This is a genomic window from Roseobacter litoralis Och 149, from assembly GCF_000154785.2.
GTDB lineage: Bacteria > Pseudomonadota > Alphaproteobacteria > Rhodobacterales > Rhodobacteraceae > Roseobacter > Roseobacter litoralis.
Map to the genome: position 1 here is coordinate 1127670 of NC_015730.1, position 18797 is coordinate 1146466.

An 18797-nucleotide genomic window follows, 5' to 3' on the forward strand; every position below is an offset into this window, starting at 1 on the left:
GACGGACATATGAAGGCACGATTTACGGACGAACAGATCATATCGATGATCAAGGAACAGGAATCTGGTGAGAAGACTGCTGACGTGTGTCGGCGGCACGGGATCAGCTCGGCGACGTTCTACAAATACAAATCGAAGTATGGAGGCATGGAGCCGTCAGATGCGAAGCGATTGCGGGCATTGGAAGATGAGAACGGCAAGCTGAAGAAGCTGTTGGCAGAGCAGATGCTCGACAATGCGATGCTGCGAGACATCAATTCAAAAAAATGGTGACGCCCGTTGGAAAGCGGAAAGCTGTGGCGCATCTGATGGAAGCCCATCAAGTCAGTCAGCGGCGGGCGTGTGATGTTTTGCAGATCGATAGATCAACTGTGCGGTATCTGTCGCGTCGTGATGATGATGCCGAACTACGAGATGCCATCAAGCGAGTTTCGAGGGAACGACGACGGTTTGGTTGCCGTCGTGTCCACGTGATGATCGCGCGGGAAGGTTTTGCCGTGAACCACAAAAAGGTAAGACGCATTTATACCGAAGAAAAGCTTCAGGTGCGCCGCAGAGGCGGCAGGAAGCGCGCATTGGGCACGAGGAAGCCGATGGTGTTGCCAGATGGTCCAAATCAGCGCTGGTCGTTGGATTTCGTGTCTGATGCGCTGACGGATGGTCGCTGGTTTCGTATTCTGGCGGTTGTGGATGACTTCAGCCGCGAGAACTTGGTGCTGGTGGCCGACACGTCATTGTCTGGCCAACGGGTTGCGCGTGAACTGGACCGCATCGTCGCCGAACGCGGCCTGCCAAAGACGATTGTGTCGGACAATGGCACCGAGTTCACTAGCATGGCGATCCTGAAGTGGGTTCAAGACACGGGTATCGATTGGCATTACATCGCGCCAGGAAAACCCCAGCAGAACGGCTTTATCGAAAGCTTCAACGGCAAGCTACGGGATGAATGCCTCAATGAAACGCTGTTTGGAACACTGGGTGATGCCCGCGAAACGCTTGAAGAATGGCAGGAGGATTACAACTGGCGCAGACCACATTCAGCATTAGGCAACCTGACGCCGATGGAATTCTTGCAGAGAAGGATCATGGACAAGATGGCCGCTTAAGGTCAAAGATTTAACCCCAAGGACTCCGCGCAAAGCTGGAGGGAACTTGGGGCGCAGGTCACTTCGAAACCGAACGCAGAGTGATGAGGCAAATCATCAAGTAAGCACTTGTCTACAAAGGCCTGCACTTCGTCCGTTCCAATGTCGGGAATGTCTTCTAGCGTAGCGCCCTGAAGTTGCGGCGCGAGCACGTTGTCAAAGGCGTTTCTAAGCGCAGTCTGGATGCTGGGCACTCGCGCTTCGACGTCGATTTGCTCTACCAGTTCAGGATGTAAGACAAACTCTCCATCGTCGCCCTTGGCACAAAAATCCTTTGTATTATTGGTCAAAAAGAAATTCGATGCGTCAGTGTCTTGTGCATTGATGTGCGTGGCAACGGTCTTCCAAACAAGGTAGTCCTTGTGACCTTCGCCACCGTCTTTGAATGGCTTCGCCCCTTCGTAGCATTTTGAAACCAATTCCTTTGCAGAGACATCTGGGTGCGGCGCGACTATGATCCCATTGTCTTCGATCAACTCTATGAGCCAGTCTTCATAGGCTGAAGCTTCTGCCTCGACATCTGGTTGAAATAATGACGAGCTCGTCATTATTTGAGTTATCATGAGAACGGCATAATGCGGAGATCGTTTTTGTAAGCTGTGATAATTCAATGATTTGTACATCGCGCCATTCTCACTTGCTGCGCATTATTTGAGACTGGAGGTTTCCTGGGTTGATCGATCAATCCAAGGAGAACCAAATGTCACCAACAACCCTCAAGGCACTTTTGAAGCTTCGTGAGGCGTTGCAAGCGCAGCGCTACAGCCCAACCGTCGTGAACAATTATTGTCTCTATGCAGGCCAGTTCTTGTCTTGGCTGCGAGCGGGAGAGATCGAGCTGCGGGATGTCACCCCGGACCTTGTTGCGCTGTACCTCGATCACGCGGTACAGCAATTTGAAAAGGATCGCGGGCGTTTGCCTGCGCCTAGATGGGCTTCAATTCCTCGATCGGGCATTCACGCCTTGTTGCGGTCTGCGCTGACAGAATGGCCGCCGGCACCGCCTGCTGCGAGCGCCGCGGAACAACGAAGCCGGGATGTCTGCAAGGTATATGAACGCTGGCTACGCACGGAACGCGGTCTGGCGACCCCTTCGATCAAAGCATTGATGTGGGAGGCACGCCACTTCTGCAAATGGTTTATCGCGCGAACCGGGAAGGCTGATTTTGCCGAACTGAGCGTGCCTGACATCGATGCTTACTTGGATAGTCGGGCGCCGGGTCTGACCCGCAAATCGCTCAAGGATGTGGCCGAGCGGTTGCGTGGCTTTCTGCGGCACTTGCATCGCAGCAAGCTGCACGGCCAAGACCTCTCAAGTCATGTGATCGCACCGCTGCTCTACGCCTATGAGGGCATTCCGTCGATCCTGACCCCCGAGCAGATCGCGAATGTGCTTAAGGTGGCAGGGCAGGACGTCTCACCTTTGGGTTTGCGCGATCATGCCATTCTGCAACTCCTTGCCAAGTACGGCCTTCGTTCAGGCGAGGTCGGCAGGTTGCAAATCGACGACATCGACTGGCGTGCCGATACCCTGCGGGTGCAGCGTTCCAAGAGCAATACGAGGGCCGTTCTGCCCTTGATGGAAACCGTGGGGGACGCGATCCTGCGTTACTTGCGAGAAGGCCGCCCACGGACTGATGTGCGCACTGTCTTTTTGAGGAGCCGGGCCCCCTATCAGGCGATGACGGCGGGCGGCCTCTATGGTGTGGTCAAACGGCGTCTGGCCGCTGCAGGGATTGAACCGGTTGGCAAGCGTGGGCCACATATCTTCCGTCATGCCCGCGCTGTTAGCATGCTCAGGGCATCCACCCCACGCAAGATTATTGGAGATGTGCTTGGCCATAGGTCATCCGAGGCGACCACTCCATATTTGAAGCTTGCCACAGAGGACCTTCGTGCGATTGCCATCGATCTTCCAGGCCGGGAGGCGAGACAATGAGACGTTGGCCTCAGGATGGCGATGAGATCATCAAGCATTACATCGCCCAGCTTCCGTTGAACTACGCGATAACGCCGATCTACTACCGACAAGCGCTTGAAAGCTTCAGGCAGGCGGCGCTGCGGTGTGGTGCGACCGGTCGGCGAACACTTGAACACTGGTTGCGTGAACGCGGTAAGGTTTGGGCCCGCTCGACGGTGCAGCACCGCGCCCGGATTGTCGCCCGCTTCCTCGACGCTCTGGTGAATGATGGAAAGATAGAGAGCAACTCGATCTCCGAGCTACGACGCCAGTACAATGCCCGCAGTGACACGAGCATCATACGGGCTTTGATGACCGCTGATCCCGATCAGGCGCTCGAGACATTGCGACAGCCGCGACCGTTTGAGAGCCCCTTGGGAGCGCTGATGCGCGCCCATGTCGAGCGGATGCAACGCAGGGGCTATCGCTATGAGGCTGCGGAGGTCATATGCCGCAGGTTCGACCGCTTTCTGCAGCAAAGGCCCGATCTTGATGGTCAGCCACTAGAAACCCTACTTGAGCACTACGGCAAGGCGAAGGCGACCGCGAACCATACTGCTGAGTGCGAGAAACTGGCCCGTATCCTGAACAAGGCCCTGTGTCATGACGATCCGTCACGGCCCAGACGACCTCCTGATCACCGGCCCGCGAAACAGGTCGCGCGCGGTTGGCGACGTCCGTATATCTACAGCCCCGAGGACATTCAAAAACTGCTTGCCATCGCGCGGACCTATCCGTCGCCGCGCGCGCCCTCGCGTCCGATCAACCTCTATACGATGCTGGTTCTGGCTTATTGCGCCGGATTGCGGATCGGCGAAATTGCAAGGCTGACGCTCGGCGACGTCGACATGCAGAGCGGGACCATCGCGATCCGGGAGACGAAGTTCTTCAAATCCCGTCTGCTGCCGCTGTCGGAGAGTGCAATGGATGCCTTGCGTGCCCTTCTAAAGGCAAGGCAGGTGGCCAACGTCTCTCGCAATCCCGAAGCTGGCGTGTTCTGGCACGATCAGAATAACAGGCACTATTGCCGCGCATCGATCAGCGCCAACCTTGTCACCGTTCTGCGGATGGCCGACCTCAAACCGACCAAGGGCAAGACCGGGCCGCGCGTTCATGATCTGCGCCATACCTTCGTCGTTCACCGGATTCTCGAATGGTACCGGCAAGGCGTGAACCCGCAGGAGAAACTGCCGTATTTGGCAACATATCTTGGCCACCGCGACATCAACTCAACGCTGGTTTACATCACCGTGACCCAAGAGTTGCTGCATGAGGCAAACGAACGGTTCCGGACATTCGCCTCGCCTGGCAACGCTGAACCGGGGGAGGTGGCATCATGAAGCTTGATCCTCTCCCCCAGTTACTGCGCATGTTCTTCACCGACTGGATGGTCCAGCAACGCAACGCGTCCCAGCACACCGTCAAGTCATATCGGGATACCTGGCGGCTCTTTCTGCGCTTTGTCGCAGTCCGGTGTGGCAAGCCGGTTGTTCGTCTCACGCTGAGCGAGTTGACCGCCGCAGAGGTCATCGCCTTCCTGCATCACCTTGAGAGTGTACGCGGCGACACGATCGGTACCCGCAATTGCCGCCTTGCTGCCCTGCGCAGCTTCTTCGGCTTTGTGGCAACGCGCGAACCGGAACTGATGGCGCAATGCGCGGAGGTCATGAATGTGCCAACGAAAAAGGCACCGATCCGCGCGCCGGATTACCTCGAACCCGAAGAAGTGCAGGCAATCCTGGCGCAGCCCGACCGGTCAACGCTGATCGGCCAACGGGACCATACCTTGCTGTCGTTCCTCTACAACACCGGCGCACGTATCCAGGAAGCGCTTGATTTGTGCCCGCAGGCCATCAGGTTCGAGGCACCTGGCTGTGTGCGATTGTACGGAAAAGGCCGCAAGGAGCGGATCAGTCCGCTCTGGCCAGAGACGGTCGCATTGCTGCGATCCCTGTTGAAGCGCGTGCCGAGACCGGCCGATGCAGCGCTCTTTGTAAACCGCTATGGCAGCCCGCTCAGTGCTTCAGGCGTGCGCTTCAAGTTGGCAGAGTATGTGAAGGCCGCAGCGGTGGATGTACCGACGCTCGCGCAGAAACACGTGACACCACATAGCTTCCGGCACGCAACCGCAGTGCATTTGGTAGCCGCGGGCGTGGATGTCACCGTGATCCGAAGCTGGCTTGGCCATGTCAGCCTGGAAACCACAAACCACTACGCACAGGCCAATCTGGAAACCAAGCGCCGAGCGTTGGAACAGGTTGAAAAACCGAAGACCGATAGCCCGCCGTCGTGGCGGCGTGACCAAGACGTGCTCGACTGGCTCGATACGCTCTGACAACCATCAAAATAATGCGGAGGAAAAAACCCAGTAAACCCAATGATCGAAGCCCAGCTGGACTTCCTCCGCATTATGCCGTTCTCATGATAATGGAGAATGTTCGAGTTCGACAAGCTGCTTTAATTCTCTGCTACTCTTTTGATATGCATCCGCCTTCTCTTGTAGTCTTGCCGAAAAATTTCCCAATAACTCATCAAACACAACATCGGGAATAACAACTTGGACGCCTAAGAAAGAGCACGCTTTCAAGAACGCTTTGGCCGAGGATGAACGGAAAAAGCGGTCATTCATCAGAATGTTCGTATCAATGAAAATCGTGGTCATATGCGCGCCACCCAAAGTGTTAAATCTCGAAACTAGCCATAACAGCCTGTCACGGCACAGATATCAACACCACCTTGAATGCAAGAGAATGCACAGGCCAAATTGTGTGACCGTCATTAAACGAGGTAAGTAGCGATCCAATCTCCAAAACCCCAAAAGAGGGTTGAGACTACACCAGAAATAGTTAGTGATATATTTTCTCTTCGTGTTTGCACACGGGTGCGACGCAAGTCTGTGCTTATCGCTCTAATTATTCCTGAGTTTGTCTCTGCAAGGATACGAGGGTCGTCAGAAGACGTTTCAGAAAGCAACGCTAGTAGCTCATCCGAGGAAGAGCTCACTATCTCAACAGTGTGGTATCTATCATAAGAAAGTAAAAACAAGGCGGCAAAAGATAGTGCAACGCCTAATGCTCCGCCTCGACCTGCATGCGACGAATGCCCGAGCTCAACGCATACATAGAACCAAACCGCAGATACAAGCGTGCAAACAATAGGCAGTGCAACCGCTATGATCTTCCACTTAAACAAACCGTTCTCCTCATTCTGAGGTCATAGGCTAAATATCGCAGTCGGGCGAAATTCTTGGCTTGATAGGCCCAACTTAATGCAAACGATCTTGTGTTTCGGTGTGTAGATTAACAGCGCTTCATGCCCGTCGTAAATGTCAGTCTCGTACGTCACGCCGTCAACCTGTTGCCCGGAACAGGCTTTGAGAACCATTACGCAGCTCTTGGTAAGGTCAGCATACTTTTCTTCTGCGGCTTGTTTACCGTAACCGTCAGAGCCAGTGTCCATTGCATTGAACGCTATGCTTCGGGCACGTAGAAGCGCACCAGCATCAATGGAGTAGTTGGCCAATGTCATTACACTGCTCGTCCCGATTTTTTTTTATTAGAGAAGCACAATTGCCGTGTTTTGGCAAACAATTGGTTATGCAGTGTTAGAAAACATTAAGCGCCACAAAGCGGCACAACTAGCGCAAATCGGCCTCAAAAATTTTCAACGCTTCATCGTTGGTCACAACGGGCACAGTGCCACTGGAAAAATCGCGTTTCAAATCGGCAAGCTCTGATTTGAGAATGCCTAACTCAGCTTCACTCAGGGCGGCTTTGAGCACCCCAGTAGAACCGCCTATGATGGGCTTCTTGCTATCTACCATATCTGCCTCATATTGGCGCGGATGGTCGTTTAGATCGCCTCCGCGTCCTTGTTTGGCGTAAATAATATCGTTTAATTCCAAGAAATTCAAGCCCCCATTGATAAATATTCTTGACAAACTCTTCTCACTTTTTTGAGCGATTCGTGATGCTGCAAACGCCGTTGGAGCATGCCCGTTGAGCGCTGGCCCATTGATTTTTTCGAGCTGCGCACAGGCTTGAGTGAATTTTTTGATAAACGAAGCAGAACGTACAAGACGAACTTGCAACGGATACGCATCCTTACCAACCGCAGCTTTCGCCAGATCAAACCCCTCAAAAGGCTCAAGTCCTCTACAGAGCACACCCTCATAGGCAAGATTTGCCAGATAGTCCCCAAGCACCTGAACCGCGATGTCATTGCAGTCAAGTTTAGGCTGAAATGAAAGGTAAACTTCAAAAGAGATGAAGTCGACACTCTCTTGAAGCGGACTCATCCATCGTCCTATCATAATAACCCTCGCTAACGACTCTTCGCAGAGAATAACACGAATATAGTTGTTTTGATCGCGAAACAAGTAGCCGAAGACAAACGCCGAGTTTTGCACAAGTTGTCCCCCATTTTATCCACAGCCATAGCTTTACTTACTTCTCGCCTTATCCCGACGATCTGACGGCACTCGGGCGCGAGCTCGCCAAGAACTAGTTATTTTAGCGCTCAAAACTAGGCCTTTCAGTGCTGCGTATCCGCCGTTTTTGCCTAGGCAATGATTGCCGCCGTCGGGCTGGCTTGTCGCTTTCAGAGCTGAGCTCCTTAAACCGCTCCTCTAGTTGTCTCGTGTCATTGGCAAGTTCGCGACGGATATAAGCTCCGCGCGTCAGTTCTTCTTTCTTGCGTTTGGCGATTGCTTCTTGCGCCGACACGTACTGAGCACGCAAACGTTCGTGCTGCGCGTTCACCCGTTGTTCAGCTTGTGCATTTTCAAGATCGTTTTGCTGAAGAGTTTTCTTACGCTTGCCTGTCACACGATCTAGCAGTCCCATCAGGCCTTTGCGCAAACGAGCGTCCTGTTCTTGTTTACGCTTATCAGTGTCTGAGGCCACACGCTTCTTAAGTTCTTCCTGAGCCAAAGACTGACGTTTTTTGTTCTCTGCGTTTTGCCGAGAAAGCTGTTCAACACGTTGGCGCGCGCGTAGCTTTTCTTGCTCGCGCAGTTCAGCAAGACGTTTGATGGTGCGATCTGAAGCTATGCGATGAGCTTCGTTCTTAGAAGGCAGCTTCGATGGATCACCCAACCTGTCTCGCACTTGCTTGGCTTTGACCCCGACATATTTTGCAATAGCAAAAGCTTCACCGTTTCGATCAACGGCGATGTGCCCTCTGCGATCACCCTTGGCCAAAACGAAACCATGAGCCTCAAGCGCATTGCCAAAGGCAGTGCGACTATCCGAGATTGCCCAGGCATCCTGAAAAATCTCCTTGGTCTTGGTCGGATCGCGTCCAGCTCGCTTGCATTGCTGCCATTCGGCCAATGTGAAATTGCGTGGATCGCGCTCTTCATGACGAACAAAGCCGCGTGGCATCTGCCAGCCATGCTCTCGGGATAGATCCTGCATTTTGCGCCTAGAGAATGACATTTGCACCGCGCGCATCTCTTGATGATCAATGCGGCTCCAAACGGCATGCGCATGTGTTCTGCCGTTTTTTGTGTGCAGAACAATGGCGCGCGGCTGCCCCTCTAAGCCAAGTTGTTGTTCGGCTCGATCTACAGTGTTCTCGAATTCCTTTGCGGAAATTTCAGTATCCTTGGGAGGGTTCAGGCTAAGGCTGAAAAGGTGCTGCTTGCATTTCGTCGCGCGCGACATGGCATAGGATTCCTGAAACGCGGATTGCAGATCATCCGAGGCAAATCCACGAATTTGATGTACCTTAACGCGCTCATTCTCGTCTTTCATCAAGTGATGAGCGAGATTCTTAGCACCGCCGCGTTGATTGCCGACAAGGATCATACCGCCTCACACCGACCGAAGCCCAAGGGCGATCAGAAGATCGGAACGCATCTCTTCAATCTGCAAGCAAGCCCTGTCAATTGTAGCTTGTGTCTGTCGCGTGGCGGGCAGCCGATTATTCTCAATTGCAAGCGAGATTGCTGCCAGCGATGTGTAAACATCGGATTGTCCGAGTGCTCCGAGGATGCGCGCCATTGCAGCGTAATCGTCAGGCACGGTTTTTTCGTTCAAGCCAGAGAAGGCGGCACCGAACAGACGTTCCCGAATATAGCCATTCATTGAACGCCCAGCCGCCGCCTGCCGAAGTGCTTTTAGTTCGGTTTCATTCAACCGCACCGATATCGGCGCGGGGCGCTTTTTCTTCTCAGGTTTCTTTTCGGGTTCGTCTTTCGCAGAGCCGAGAAACGTCTTTGTCAGGCGGTTAAAGCGGCTCATGGCTCTAACCTCTCAAAATCTATTTCACTTGCGGCAAGGACTTCTTCCCATTCTTGAAGCGTGTCAAAGACGCCAGCGAAGTCAGTAGAGCAGCAGGTTTCAGGGGGCAAAACAGTGTTCGAAGTATCTCCTGACACCTGCACCACTTTTACTTGTTTGGCAAGATTGTCCAAAAATCAAAATATTACATAGGTTTGCGGGCCTTAATGCGTTCATGCCCTTTCAAAGGACACGATGGCCGTTGCGGCGTGTGATGCCGTGGGGAGCCCGTTTGATGTATTCCGCTCAGGGAACAGGGTTGAACAAATCAGTCACGACCTGTTGGTTCACGAAGGCCAGCAGGCTTTTGACCAAAGTGGAGGCGCCGTCTTTGCCCACCCAAATGCTGTCCGTCGTCAGATAAAATGGGACATTAAAGCGGTTTGGGGCACCGGAGGCTCTGGCGGCTGAAAATCCGTGCTGCATGTATAGATTGCCATGGAGCCTTGGCATTGACGCGGCGTCAGCGCGAAGAGCCGTGACGCGGAAAACGAGCGGGCAAGGGTCGGCAGCCTCAAGGGCCGAGACCCGTCTTATTCTCATCTACCGACATTTTCCATGACGTGCGGTTTTTACCGAATCGTGCACCGGCAATCGAAGTGTAACATGACGTGATCGGTAGGCATCGCGGTCTGTGCAGGGGCCAAAATTCGTTGCACCCGGTTACCGCCGACAGAAACGCACACTGGACGTCCAGTGAATTCGGGACTTGGAGCGAAGGTCGGCACGTCGATCCGCCGGGACCGAAGGGGCGAGCAAAGGTCAGTAGGTCTTAATTTGGGAAGAAGTTACGAAGGCACGCTCAAGACCATCAGCGTCTGGTGGCGGCCGTTGATCTTTTCTTGGTGTCGTGTGCACAGCGTTGCGTCTTTTTTTTCCTTTTGACCTTCAGTTGATCTGGATCAACGATTTGAGCAGGAAGGTATTAATTATTGTTAAGAAATGGTTTCAAAGGGACGGATGAATTTATGACAACGCTAACTGAGTGGCGCGCGCCGTTTCAGGTCAATACTGGCAATGCAAGTATCGGACACCAATTCTCGCCAAAGGTGATCGGACTTGCCAATGGATGGTTCATGGTCGCCTGGAGAGAGCAATTCGGCGAGGGGGCGCCGGACAATGGGCAAGATATTGTGGCCAAAATCTACAACGCCGATGGCAACGTCGAATTTGACTCCTTTGCGCTTAACTTTGAATGGATGGAAGATGATCAGACGAGCTTCGATATCGCGCCGACACATGACGGTTTCGTGGTGGTTTATTCAGACGAAAGTGGGGCTGAAGAGACACTTCGTATTGAACGAAATTTTGAAGATTTTTCTTATAGATACGGCACGCTCACCAATGAAGGTGACTATGATAGGCCACAGGTCGTAGCGAATCTTTTGCCGGGTAATGATGACATTTTCGTCGTTTACGGAAATTTTGATGATGACCAAGTGGATGCTCTTGTCATAGACGAGGACGACAGCTTTTTGCCCACCTTTGCTGTTCAAAATCCAACAGCGAGCGCTGTCCGACCCTTTGTTGAAGACGCTGTTGTTCTGAGCAATGGAAATTTCGCCACGCTGTTTTGGAGTGGTGACGCAAACTTAGTTTCTATCGCCACTGAAGGTGGAAGAATTATTAACCAAACACTGGTCGCCGGTAGCTTTAATGCTGCGCGCGACATCGCGAGCTTGGCAGATGGTGGCTATGTTGTTGTCGGCAAGGAAGGCTCGCACTACGGTGAAATCCTTGGACACATCTACGATAACGCCGGTAACGCCGTCGCTGAAATTATCCCGATTGAAATGTCGGGTTATGTCGTCAACGAACCGCGCGTCGCCGCCTTGCCAGACGGTGGTTTCGTAATCATGTTCGAAGTGGGGTATGGTCGATATCATGCGCAAATCTTCAATGCTGATGGTTCCAGTGCGACTGCGCCGGTCCTGATCGGTGATGGAGGGTTTTTGGCAACCCAACCGGAAATCAGCGTAACGGCTGACGGCCGGATTGTTTTCGTGTGGCATGGCGAACAAGGATCTGGGTCCTCCAGAGAGATCTATTCCACAATCTGGGACCCGCGCGGCGAGGTGATCGACCCTGACGACTACGGTCAGCTTCGCACGAACTTCCTCGCGACTGATACGATAACCACTGGCATCAACGGATCGACCGTGCTGGAAGGCGAGATCGGGGACACAATCCTTGGTCAGGTCGGAAATGATAACATTTACACTTCTGGCAGTGGCGATTTCTGGGGCGGCGGCGGGAATGATCGGATCATTTCCAGTGCCGATTTCGCGTTGGCGGGTGATTTCAAGTATTTGAACGGCGAAGCGGGTATCGATACGCTGGATACGACTGCTTTCAATGGTGACTACACCGTCAATCTTGAAACGGGTCAGACAGATTACCTTGGCGCCCCAAACGAGGCCCGCGAAGGATTTTACAACTTCGAGAACATCATTTCCGGCAACGGCAATGACGCGTTGTCTGGCACCGCAGGCGCGAACCGCATGGACGGCGGCGGCGGCGATGATCTTATTACGGGCTTGGGGGGTAATGATTTTCTGCTTGGTGGCTCCGGTAATGACACTCTGGAAGGGGGGGATGGCAACGACCGGATTCTGGGCGTTACGGGTAATGATACCCTGCGCGGCGAACTCGGCAACGACGTCCTGAACGGCGGCGATGGCAACGATGATATGATCGGCGGAAACGGCGATGACATCATGTATGGCGGTGCTGGCAATGACACCATGGACGGTGGGGATGGCAACGACCTTTTGATCGGCAATGACGGCGACGACATCATGGACGGCGGCCTTGGCAACGACAATTTCCGCGGTGGCACCGGGGTCGATGTTATCGACGGAGGTGTGGGCGATGACAGAGCCTTTGGCGGTGACGGAAACGACACCTTGCGGGGTGGCCAAGGCAACGACCTGATGGATGGCAGTGCGGGCGATGATGTCATCGAGGGGAACGATGGCGATGACATTTTGGTGGGCCGGATCGGCAATGACACGTTGGTCGGCGGCACTGGGCAGGACCAGCTGCGCGGTGGCGGCGGCAATGACGTTCTGAGAGGCGGCGATGATAACGACAGGCTGTTCGGCGGTTCGAATGACGACACGCTGTTTGGGGGGGATGGCGACGATTTCATGCAAGGCAACCAGCAGGACGATCACCTGTTTGGTGAGGCTGGCAGTGACCGGCTGTTTGGTGGCGATGGTTTCGATTTCCTCTTCGGCGGTGCGGCGAATGACACGCTTTTGGGGGGCAGGGGCAACGACGTTCTGGTTGGCGGACTGGGGTCGGACACACTGGTGGGCGGCGCTCAGAACGACATTTTTCAGTTCGATAGTGTCGCGGACTCCAACCCTTTCCAGCACGACAGCATCAACGGCATGGACGGGGTCGGAGTGGCAGGCGGCGACCGGATCGATCTGTCCAACATCGACGCCAATACCCTGATTGCCGGGAACCAGGCCTTTAGCTTTATCGGAGAGCAGACCGATGTCAGTGGTCTCTCCTTTGGCGCGGGCGTGTTCTGGGTCCGGTCGATATTCGATGCGACGTTACTCTTGGGGAGCATCGACGATGACGACACGATTGATCTGATGATCCGGATCAACGACACTCAGAGCGTGTCGCCGGGCGACTATGTGATCGGTGACTTCATCGTTTGAGACGGTGGCATGTCATACCGCTGCGTGTCGCAATATGCAGAGCATGCTTGGTCTGAGACGGTGCCGGTGACGTGGGCCTTGTGGTGCGAAGGACGAATTCCTGCGCGCCGCAACCGTCCGAAAGCCGTGCTGACGACTCCCCAGAATTCTCGTCTCTTTTGGCCGAACCCTGTCTCTGCCTTGCGGCAACCACGCTATGGAGTTCACCAATGGTCACCCGGTTGCTATTTAAATTGGTCCCTAAATGCGGATGGCGTCGAACGTACGACTTTTGAAAATGCGCGCGCAAAATTTGAAGGGTCGGAATAGCCGAGAGAAGCGGCGATATCTTCGACGGAACGATCAGTGGTAAGAAGAACTTCTTTTGCATGTTCTATCTTTGCTTTTGAAAGCTCTTTTGAAACACTCGTTCCCAGTTTGGAGAGCATTCTGGCGAGTTTGCGTGAACTCATGTGCATCAGTTCCGCAGCTTCATTCGCACTTAATCCCCCGTTGCCGATCTGTTGCCCCAAAAGCTGCCTCATACTGATCAAAAATGCGTCTTGTTGTTTGGCGGTGCCCTGTTCTGCGAACCCTGTTTCAAGTCCGCTTTCTGAGTTGGGCCGTAACAGCCATTCGGACGGGAATTGAACGCGGCAGCCCATATTGTTGCCGCGCAATGCCTGAAACCGCTTGAGGGCATTGGGCAGAACGGCAGGATCGCTGAGGACCAGGAGAACGCGTTCCGGTTCCTTGATCTCTCCTAATACTCTTCCCAGCATCGCCATTTTCAGCGCAATCATAAAACCGTCGTTCTGCGCCGGTTCGACAAGCGGTTTGAACTTTCTTGTTTCGCCAAACGTCGCCATATCTCCCCGAACTTCGACATAGGATGTGGCGGACGATGCGTATTTGTGCGCTTGCGCCACATAGATATTCAGAAAATCGCCAAGGGTTGTTGCGCGTTGAAAAGCGTCTCGCACCATCGGCCAGCCTGTCGGGTCGAGTTGAGAGCCTATCTTCGCACAAAAAGTCTGATCGTTGGCGGCAACTGCACAGTTTTCCAGGAGATGGTGCATGACCATGACGTGAACAGAAGCCCCCGCCTGATCAACCGCGGTCTGCGTCAATCCAACACTCTCCAGAACAGGGTCTGGATCCACGCCATATGAACGCAGCCCAGCAATCAATGGGTGAAGAAGTTGGAGCTGAACTAAAGGCAAAGACTTCGACACAAAGAACCTCGAACACGGCTGATGGGATCAGTATTCAGACTCGATTTCGTCATTTGGTCAATGCAATCTGTCATTATCTGCCAGGATTCACAATGGAATGGGAAAAAATGACTGACCGCTTCATTGAGTTAAGCTGTCGTACCGGGATAGTGTAATCACCGAAAAGTGACTCAACCTAAAGGTCAAAAATGAAACTCACCAAATTACTGACTGCAACAGCAGTAAGCGCTTTGCTCTGCGTTGCCGCTATTCCGGCATGGGCGCAAGACGGCGCACCGGCCATGACACTGTTCACGAACGTACACGTTTTTGACGGTGTGAACGAAGCCCGGATCGAGAATGCAAACGTTCTGGTTGAGGGGAACCTGATCAAAACGGTGTCGACAGAAGCCATTGATGTAGGTGAGGCAAGCGTGATCGATGGCGGTGGGCGCACTCTGATGCCCGGGCTTATCGAGGGTCATGCGCACCTAATGCTTATGGGCCCCTCGCTTCCTATCATGGAATCGGAAACCACATGGGAAGATTTTGCGATCCACGGCACCAAAATGTCTGAGATGTATTTGATGCAGGGGTTCACCACCGTTCGGGATGCCGGCGGTGCAAACGCCGGATTGCAGCGTGCTATAGACGGGGGCATGATCCTCGGACCGCGCCTCTATCCATCGGGTGCATTTCTTGGCTCACGCGGTGGACACGCGGATTTCGCAAACTTCACCGCACCCGTCGGACAGTCGACCAACTTCAGCCGCCTAAACATGGCGCAGGAAGTTGATAATATTGCCGATGTCCAAAAATATGGTCGCAACAACTTCCGGATGGGCGCCAGCCAGTTGAAGTTCATGCAATCTGGAGGCGTCGTTTCAGCCTTCGATCCATGGCAGTTGCTGGCCGGGTCGCAGGCAGAGATCGAAGCTGCGGTTCAGGTTGCAAACGAATATGGCAGTTATGTGATGGCCCACTCTTACCGCAAAGAAGCGATTTTGAACGCGCTGAACGCAGGCGTTCGTTCCATCGAACACGGCTTCATGTTCGATTGCGAAATTTCAGCACTCATGGCGAAAAAAGACGCGTACATCACGACAAACCTCACCGCCTTCGATCCTAACCTCTTTGAGATACCGGCAATCGCAAACGTCCCTGCAAGCCTGCGCAAAGCCAAATCCGCATCCGCCGCCTTCGGCAACTACATCACCAACATGAAAGAGTGCCCGGCGAAACGGGCCTTCCAAACCGACTGTGTTGGCGATGTTGCCTCATGCAGCAAACAAATCGCTTATGAGAAATTCCTCAATGCCGATTTCTTTGGTCCGCACACCGCTCTGGTTACAATGACCTCAGTAGGTGGCGAACTCGTTGCGCTGTCTGGTGATTTCATGAACCCGTACCCAGAAGGCAAACTCGGTGTCATCGAGGAAGGCGCCTATGCGGATATTCTTCTGGTCGAAGGCAACCCGTTAGAGGATTTCTCGGTTATGGGCACATCAGACAAATGGTTTGATGGTCCCGAGCGGCCTGAAAGCCCTGAAGGCATCCTCGTGATCATGAAAGATGGCGTGATCTACAAGAATACTCTGAACTGAGTAGGGATGCAGGGCGGTTTATTGCCTCGGCTGCCCTGCACACATCTCTGACTATTTCAAAATCCGCAAAGAAGTCCAAACCCGATGAAACCCTTGTTAGCATTTGCCGTGTTGGCGACACTTGGAAGCACCATGCTTGCATCTGAGACAGCTGAGTGGCCCGATCTCGTAGAGCCGTCGGTACAAGTGTTCGACGATCCGTATCGGGATTTATCTTATCCTGAAATTGAGGCGTTGAAAACGATTGCGTCGGCGCGACAGGCGCTGGCGAGGGGTGGTTTGTCAGATCATCAACAATCAGAATTTGAAGAGATCGCGCGTGGTGCAAATCTCCGATTTTTGGAAAGTGGAAAAAACGCCGATTGGCTTATTGAGCAGAGATGGGTCGTTGCTGAGCGTCGACAAAAGGCGGCTACAACCGGCAACCGTGAAGTTGACGGTCAGGTTGTCAGCCTGAGCGGTTATGCGATCCCGGCGCCGCCAGACCCCGACGGAACGTCGGTGGCATACCTTGTCCCAGAGCGTGGGATGTGCAGCCACATGCCCCCTCCGAACGCCAATCAGATGATTAAAGTGCGGCTGACCGATGCGTGGCAACCACGCGCCGTACACGAACCCGTGCGCCTCACCGGTAAGCTATCAATCTCTCCGACACAGGAGGTTGTTCGTATTGTAGATGGCCCTGTCGAAATGAATGCAACGTTCCTGATGGAAGTCGAGCATGCCGAGACCTTCGCTGATGTTAAGGCCAAGGCCGGAAAGTCCCCAGACATCAATGCGGCCAACGCACTGGCGCAGAAATTACGCGCTTCAAGCGCATTCTCTTCAACGTCCCAGAGCGTGAAACCATGAAGCGGCCCCGCATTCTCCTGAGTGCACTGTCAATGTGGCTATTGCCTCAATTTGCGCTGGCCCAAGGCGTCGGTCCAAATATCGATGAATTGGCGAAGGAGTTGGCAAATCCGGGCGCCGCAAACGCAACGCTAAATTTCAAGTTCGAGTATCGGAATTTTGACGGGGATTTGCCCAATGCCGACGATCAGGACAGTTTTACCGCGACGTTCCAACCTGTATTTCCGTTCGTTTTGCCCAATGGCAATAACCTGATTTTCAGACCTGCTCTCGCTTATGCGTTCGGGCAGCCTGACTTTAACGCTGGCCAAGGCGATTTTGACGCCCAGGACGCGGTGGGCGATATCGCCTTTGATCTGCTCTACGCGGGCACACGTGATGGCTGGACGCTTGGCGCTGGGATCGTTGGCGCAGTTCCGACGGGAAGCGATGTCTCTTCGGACAACTGGCTGCTTGGGCCAAGCGCCTTGGCTGTGAAAACCGAAGATTGGGGCGTATGGGGGTTCTTCCCCTTCCACAACGAAAAAGTCGGAGGAAGCGGACCCGACACATCCATCACGTCCCTGCAGTATTTCTTGTTTTACGGTGTGGGCAACGGCTGGCAAATTGGGACAGGACCCACAATCACTTATGACTGGAAGGTGGACAGTGATAACGCGTGGACCGTGCCTTTGGGTGTTCAGGTCGCCAAGACAACGGCCTTTGGCAAACAGATCGTAAAACTCAACGCTGGCATTGAAAAGAACGTCGTTGCGCCAGATGCCTTTGCATCGGATTGGAAGTTCACGTTCACCTTCAGCCCGGTCATCAAAAACCCCTTTCAGCGTAACCCACCGACGCCCCCGGCTGACGCAGCGACCCGCGCCGCAGTTCTTGCAGCAATAAGGTAAGACCCCGTGATGAAAAGAATACTCATACTTCCCTTTCTCGCGGTTCTTCTGTCGGGGCCGGCTTTCGCGCAGGGTCTTGGCGGACCCTCGTCGGTACAGGCCGATCTGCAGCCGGGCGACGGGCTTACCGACCCGCAGTTTCGATCAGACTTTCCCGTAAATATCGCGCCCGGCTATTTCCGGTGGAAAGAAAGCCTCGCGCAAAAAGGCTTTAGTTTCAATTTCGACTATCTGGCACTTGGTCAGACGTCAAATTCCGATCAGGGCGAAGGGGAGGCGTCGGGCGGGATATTCCGGTTTTACGGCACATGGAAGGCGACCGAGTTCGGCAGTCTGACCTTCAAACTGGAAGACCGCCATGCTTACGGAGATATTGCGCCACAAAACTTTGGATTTGACGGCGGCGCGCTGTCGATCACCGGCACTGCTTTCAATGACAGTGGTACGCTGTTGACGAACTTCTTCTGGACACAAAGGGCAGACGATGGCGCGTGGACCTTTCAGATCGGCCAAATCGACACGACGGATTTCGTTGATGTCTACGGTCTGGTGAGCCCCTATACAGCCTTTCAAAACCTTGCATTCAATACGAACCCGACAATCAACGCCCCTAACGCCGGGCTCGGCATCGCGGCTGGCGCAAAACTGGGATCCAATTTTTATGCAACAGGAGCTATCGCAGACGCAAACGCGGACCCGTCCAGTCCTGATTTTGATGTCTTCTCTGAGGGTGAACTCTTCAAGAGTGTGGAAATCGGCTATACCAGCGGATTTGACCGTGTGTATTTTGACAACATCCACCTGACCCTCTGGCATGCTGACGACGCAGATGACGGAAGCCGCCGCGAAGACTACGGCGCGGCATTTTCTGCAGCCTGGTTTCTTGAGAACAAGTGGATGCCTTTCTTTCGTGCGGGTACATCCAAGGGCCGGGCGGCTCTTTATGACAAATCGGTATCAGCTGGTCTTGGTTACTATGCGCGCAATACTGATTTGGCGGGGGTCGGCCTCAATTGGGCCGAAGCGGATGGTATCTCGGGGGACCAGAAAACGATCGAGGCATTTTACCGGTTCTCCATATCACCAAACCTACAGATCACGCCTTCCGTTCAGTACATAAAAGATCCGCTGCTCAGTTCAGGTCAGTCAAGCGTCACATTGTTCGGATTACGGGCGCGGATCGTCTTCTAGT

General features: G+C 53.7%; 16 protein-coding genes. 9 read left to right on the top strand and 7 right to left on the bottom strand.

Going from position 1 to position 18797, the window contains the following annotated elements; translation table 11 throughout:
• Positions 1-9: 9 nt before the first annotated feature.
• Positions 10-1106, top strand: a protein-coding gene (locus RLO149_RS05250; RefSeq protein ID WP_085977359.1) for an IS3 family transposase whose coding sequence is annotated in 2 segments (ribosomal slippage) — positions 10-256 and positions 256-1106 — 1098 coding nt in all. Because the reading frame shifts where the segments join, the coding sequence is not laid out codon by codon here.
• A 2-nt stretch (positions 1107-1108) separates the two neighbouring features.
• Here the strand turns inward: RLO149_RS05250 and RLO149_RS05255 are convergent.
• Positions 1109-1768, bottom strand: coding sequence for a PIN domain-containing protein (locus RLO149_RS05255; RefSeq protein ID WP_013961036.1), 660 nt, complete (start codon positions 1766-1768; stop codon positions 1109-1111).
• Positions 1769-1845: 77 nt separating this feature from the next.
• Here RLO149_RS05255 and RLO149_RS05260 point away from each other — a divergent pair, with 77 nt between their 5' ends.
• From RLO149_RS05260 to RLO149_RS05270, 3 genes are read left to right on the top strand one after another with little or no spacing between them, the layout of a single operon-like run.
• Entirely contained in the window at positions 1846-3084 is a 1239-nt protein-coding gene (locus RLO149_RS05260) for a site-specific integrase (protein ID WP_013961037.1), read from the top strand.
• Positions 3081-4445: a tyrosine-type recombinase/integrase gene (locus RLO149_RS05265; protein ID WP_013961038.1), complete on the top strand. Its 1365-nt coding sequence runs from the start codon at positions 3081-3083 to the stop codon at positions 4443-4445. Before RLO149_RS05260 ends, RLO149_RS05265 begins: the two co-directional genes overlap by 4 nt.
• The gene (locus tag RLO149_RS05270) at positions 4442-5440 is read left to right on the top strand and encodes a site-specific integrase (RefSeq protein ID WP_013961039.1); all 999 of its coding nucleotides are present in this window, start codon (positions 4442-4444) and stop codon (positions 5438-5440) included. The genes RLO149_RS05265 and RLO149_RS05270 overlap by 4 nt, the downstream gene beginning before the upstream one ends.
• Before the next feature lie 84 nt (positions 5441-5524).
• Here RLO149_RS05270 and RLO149_RS05275 read toward each other — a convergent pair whose 3' ends face one another.
• From RLO149_RS05275 to RLO149_RS05300, 5 genes are all read right to left on the bottom strand, one after another.
• On the bottom strand, positions 5525-5767 hold the full coding sequence (locus tag RLO149_RS05275) for a PIN domain-containing protein (protein WP_013961040.1): 243 nt from the start codon (positions 5765-5767) through the stop codon (positions 5525-5527).
• Between the two features lie 975 nt (positions 5768-6742).
• Positions 6743-7402: a hypothetical protein gene (locus RLO149_RS05285; RefSeq protein WP_013961043.1), complete on the bottom strand. Its 660-nt coding sequence runs from the start codon at positions 7400-7402 to the stop codon at positions 6743-6745.
• A gap of 214 nt (positions 7403-7616) precedes the next feature.
• On the bottom strand, positions 7617-8915 hold the full coding sequence (locus tag RLO149_RS05290; RefSeq protein ID WP_013961044.1) for a relaxase/mobilization nuclease domain-containing protein: 1299 nt from the start codon (positions 8913-8915) through the stop codon (positions 7617-7619).
• 6 nt (positions 8916-8921) lie between these two features.
• Positions 8922-9350, bottom strand: a complete 429-nt coding sequence (locus RLO149_RS05295) for a hypothetical protein (protein WP_013961045.1) — start codon at positions 9348-9350, stop codon at positions 8922-8924.
• Positions 9351-9635: 285 nt separating this feature from the next.
• The gene (locus RLO149_RS05300; protein WP_013961046.1) at positions 9636-9932 is read right to left on the bottom strand and encodes a hypothetical protein; all 297 of its coding nucleotides are present in this window, start codon (positions 9930-9932) and stop codon (positions 9636-9638) included.
• Between the two features lie 425 nt (positions 9933-10357).
• On the opposite strand from RLO149_RS05300, the gene RLO149_RS22860 reads away from it, so the two are divergent.
• Complete coding sequence (locus RLO149_RS22860; protein ID WP_013961047.1) at positions 10358-13066, top strand: calcium-binding protein; 2709 nt, start codon at positions 10358-10360, stop codon at positions 13064-13066.
• Positions 13067-13290: 224 nt separating this feature from the next.
• Here RLO149_RS22860 and RLO149_RS05310 read toward each other — a convergent pair whose 3' ends face one another.
• Positions 13291-14280, bottom strand: coding sequence for a helix-turn-helix domain-containing protein (locus RLO149_RS05310; RefSeq protein WP_013961048.1), 990 nt, complete (start codon positions 14278-14280; stop codon positions 13291-13293).
• 188 nt (positions 14281-14468) lie between these two features.
• Here RLO149_RS05310 and RLO149_RS05315 point away from each other — a divergent pair, with 188 nt between their 5' ends.
• The 4 genes from RLO149_RS05315 (at position 14469) to RLO149_RS05330 (ending at position 18796) form a co-directional block, all read left to right on the top strand.
• A complete protein-coding gene (locus RLO149_RS05315) occupies positions 14469-15863 on the top strand; it encodes a metal-dependent hydrolase family protein (RefSeq protein WP_013961049.1) in 1395 nt (464 codons plus the stop codon).
• 84 nt (positions 15864-15947) lie between these two features.
• Positions 15948-16715: a DUF3299 domain-containing protein gene (locus RLO149_RS05320; RefSeq protein WP_013961050.1), complete on the top strand. Its 768-nt coding sequence runs from the start codon at positions 15948-15950 to the stop codon at positions 16713-16715.
• Positions 16712-17605 (top strand): hypothetical protein, encoded by an 894-nt coding sequence (locus RLO149_RS05325; protein WP_013961051.1) that lies wholly within the window; start codon positions 16712-16714, stop codon positions 17603-17605. The genes RLO149_RS05320 and RLO149_RS05325 overlap by 4 nt, the downstream gene beginning before the upstream one ends.
• A gap of 9 nt (positions 17606-17614) precedes the next feature.
• Positions 17615-18796, top strand: coding sequence for a carbohydrate porin (locus tag RLO149_RS05330; protein ID WP_013961052.1), 1182 nt, complete (start codon positions 17615-17617; stop codon positions 18794-18796).
• Position 18797 lies beyond the last annotated feature (1 nt).